Source organism: Haloferax sp. Atlit-10N (assembly GCF_003586325.1).
In the GTDB taxonomy this organism is placed as follows: Archaea; Halobacteriota; Halobacteria; order Halobacteriales; family Haloferacaceae; genus Haloferax; species Haloferax prahovense.
Genome location: NZ_PSYX01000021.1, coordinates 1 through 2,591 on the forward strand (window position 1 = coordinate 1; position 2,591 = coordinate 2,591).

The window sequence follows — 2,591 nt, forward strand, 5'->3', positions numbered from 1 at the left end:
GGCCTCCTCTAACCGTTTCACGCGGTCTGATACGGCTGGCCCCGAGAGATCCACCTCCTCACCGATGCTGCTGAACGGGCGTCGCGCGTCCTCTGCTAGTAGCGAGAGGATCTCCATGTCTGTCTCGTCTAAATCACGCATATCTCCCCATTGAACCCCCGAACCACAATATTGTTTCCCAGCGCCAAGATTTGAATGCCATCCCACTTCCAAGATAGACTTTGGATTCGAAGCAGAAACTGACAAAGATTCCCCTCCCGTATGTACCAGTGTATGACGCAGACCATCACTGTCGAAGGAATGACGTGCGGTCACTGTGAACAGACAGTCGAAGACGCGCTTCGAGAAGTGAGCGGCGTGACCGACGCGACTGCCGATCGCGAGGCCAAACAGGCGAGCGTCGATGGCGATGCTGACGTCACGTCACTCGTTCAAGCCGTCGAGGACGCTGGATACACCGCCCACGCCTGAGAACCGCCGGAACGTACGTCCACAAGTGCCCCGCCGTTCTCGTTCGACACCGGCCCTCTTGACGGTACCGCGCCGTATCAGGGTCTGGACAGCATAATAAGGGACGGCACCAATACCCACGCCATGAGCAACAATCCAGACCACGAGACATCCGAAAATCCCTCTAAAGAGGGGCACCCCTCGCATCAATCCGAAGGACCCGTCTACTGTTGTCGAATTTGCCGATTGAAAGCAGAGTCGGAACCACGAGCATCAGCCCACGCGTCATCCGAGCCGGAGTCCAAACTCCCGAAGGACGACACTCACACTGCGGCAGACGCCACCACGGAGTCCGAATCCACGGACGAACACGCACATAACGACCACGAAGCCGAACACGCGCACCGCCACGCTGCGGCCGAGCACGCTCACTCTACAGAAGCAGAGCACGTACACGACGAGCACGACCATGGTGGTAACGCCCACGAGAAGGGACACGGGGGTGGAAACGGGGATCACAGCGATCACACGGATCACTCAGGCCACGAGGCGATGTTTCGGCGGCGGTTCTGGGTGTCGCTCGTCCTCTCGATTCCGGTCATCGTCTTCAGCGAATTCATTCAGGACGTCTTCGGCTATACGGCCCCTACGTTCCCCGGGAGTACGTGGATAACGCCGGTACTTGCGGTCGTGATCTTCGCGTACGGTGGCGTGCCCTTCCTCTCGATGGCCCGGACGGAACTGAAAAACCGCGAGCCGGGGATGATGATGCTCATCTCGCTGGCGATATCGGTGGCGTTCGTCTACTCGATCGCGAGTCTGTTTCTCGAAGGGACGACACCGTTTTTCTGGGAACTCGTCACGCTGATCGACATCATGCTGCTGGGCCACTGGGTGGAGATGCGGTCGGTCCGGGCGGCCTCGGGGGCGCTGGACGAACTCGCGAAGCTCATGCCCGATACCGCCGAGCGTATCACCGAGAGTGGAGATACCGAGGAAGTGCCCGTCTCCGAACTCGGCGAGGACGATGTCGTGCTCGTTCGCCCGGGCGCGAGCGTGCCTGCCGACGGCGAAGTCGTCGAGGGCGAGTCGTCCGTTGACGAGTCGATGATTACCGGCGAATCCAGACCAGTTGGGAAGGAGCCCGGATCAGAGGTGGTCGCCGGGACGGTCAACCAGGACGGGAGTCTCCGCGTCAAAATCACGAAGACCGGCGACGAGACGACGCTGGCGGGCATCATGCGACTGGTCGACGAGGCCCAGCAGTCCAAATCTCGAACCCAGTTGCTCGCCGACAAGGCAGCTGGCTGGCTGTTCTATATTGCACTCGGCGTCGCGGCGATTACTGCCGTCGCGTGGGTCGTCGCGGTCGGGTACAACATCACCGTCCTCGAGCGCGTCGTGACGGTCCTGGTCATCGCGTGTCCCCACGCACTTGGACTTGCCGTCCCGCTCGTGGTCGCGATCAACACTTCCACGGCTGCCCAAAACGGGATGCTCATCCGCGACCGCATCGCCATGGAGGAATCTCGAAATCTGGACACGGTGATGTTTGACAAGACCGGGACCCTCACGAAGGGCGAACAGGGCGTCGTCGGTGTTGAGACGGCAGGCGACTGGACTGAAGAGCGAGCATTCGAAGTCGCCGCTGGTGTCGAGGGTGACTCCGAGCATATGATCGCTCGCGCCATCCGAGACGCCGCCGAGGAACGGGATATCCAGCGAGCGAAGGTTTCGAACTTTGAGAATTTCCGCGGTCTCGGCGTCAGAGCCACTGTGGACGGCGAGACGGTTCATATCGGTGGACCGAACCTGATTGAGAAATTCGGTATCGAGCGGTCCAACGAAATCGCTGCCTTCGCGGAGGAAGCTGGCTCGAACGCAGAGACGGTTATCTACCTGGTTCACGACGAATCCGAAGTTGTCGCAGCATTCGCGCTGGCGGACGTTATTCGGGAAGAAAGCCGGCAGGCCATCGAGGCGCTACACGCGATGGACATCGAGGTGGCGATGCTGACCGGTGACTCGGAGGACGTCGCACGGGCTGTCTCGGAGGAACTCGGCATCGACCAGTACTTCGCGGAGGTACTCCCCGACGAAAAGGACACGAAAGTCGAAGCGCTCCAGTCCGAGGGGAAACT

The 2,591-nt window shown here is 60.4% G+C and carries 3 protein-coding genes; 2 read left to right on the forward strand and 1 reads right to left on the reverse strand.

The genetic code is table 11. From position 1 onward, the window contains the following. Positions 1-141: Lrp/AsnC family transcriptional regulator (locus C5B91_RS20815; RefSeq protein WP_119713003.1), on the reverse strand; the 141-nt coding region annotated here is incomplete at its 3' end. A gap of 132 nt (positions 142-273) precedes the next feature. On the opposite strand from C5B91_RS20815, the gene C5B91_RS20820 reads away from it, so the two are divergent. Beyond that, a complete protein-coding gene (locus C5B91_RS20820) occupies positions 274-471 on the forward strand; it encodes a heavy-metal-associated domain-containing protein (protein ID WP_115819795.1) in 198 nt (65 codons plus the stop codon). Between the two features lie 123 nt (positions 472-594). Then, on the forward strand, positions 595-2,591 hold a 1,997-nt coding region (locus C5B91_RS20825), incomplete at its 3' end, for a heavy metal translocating P-type ATPase (protein WP_119713004.1).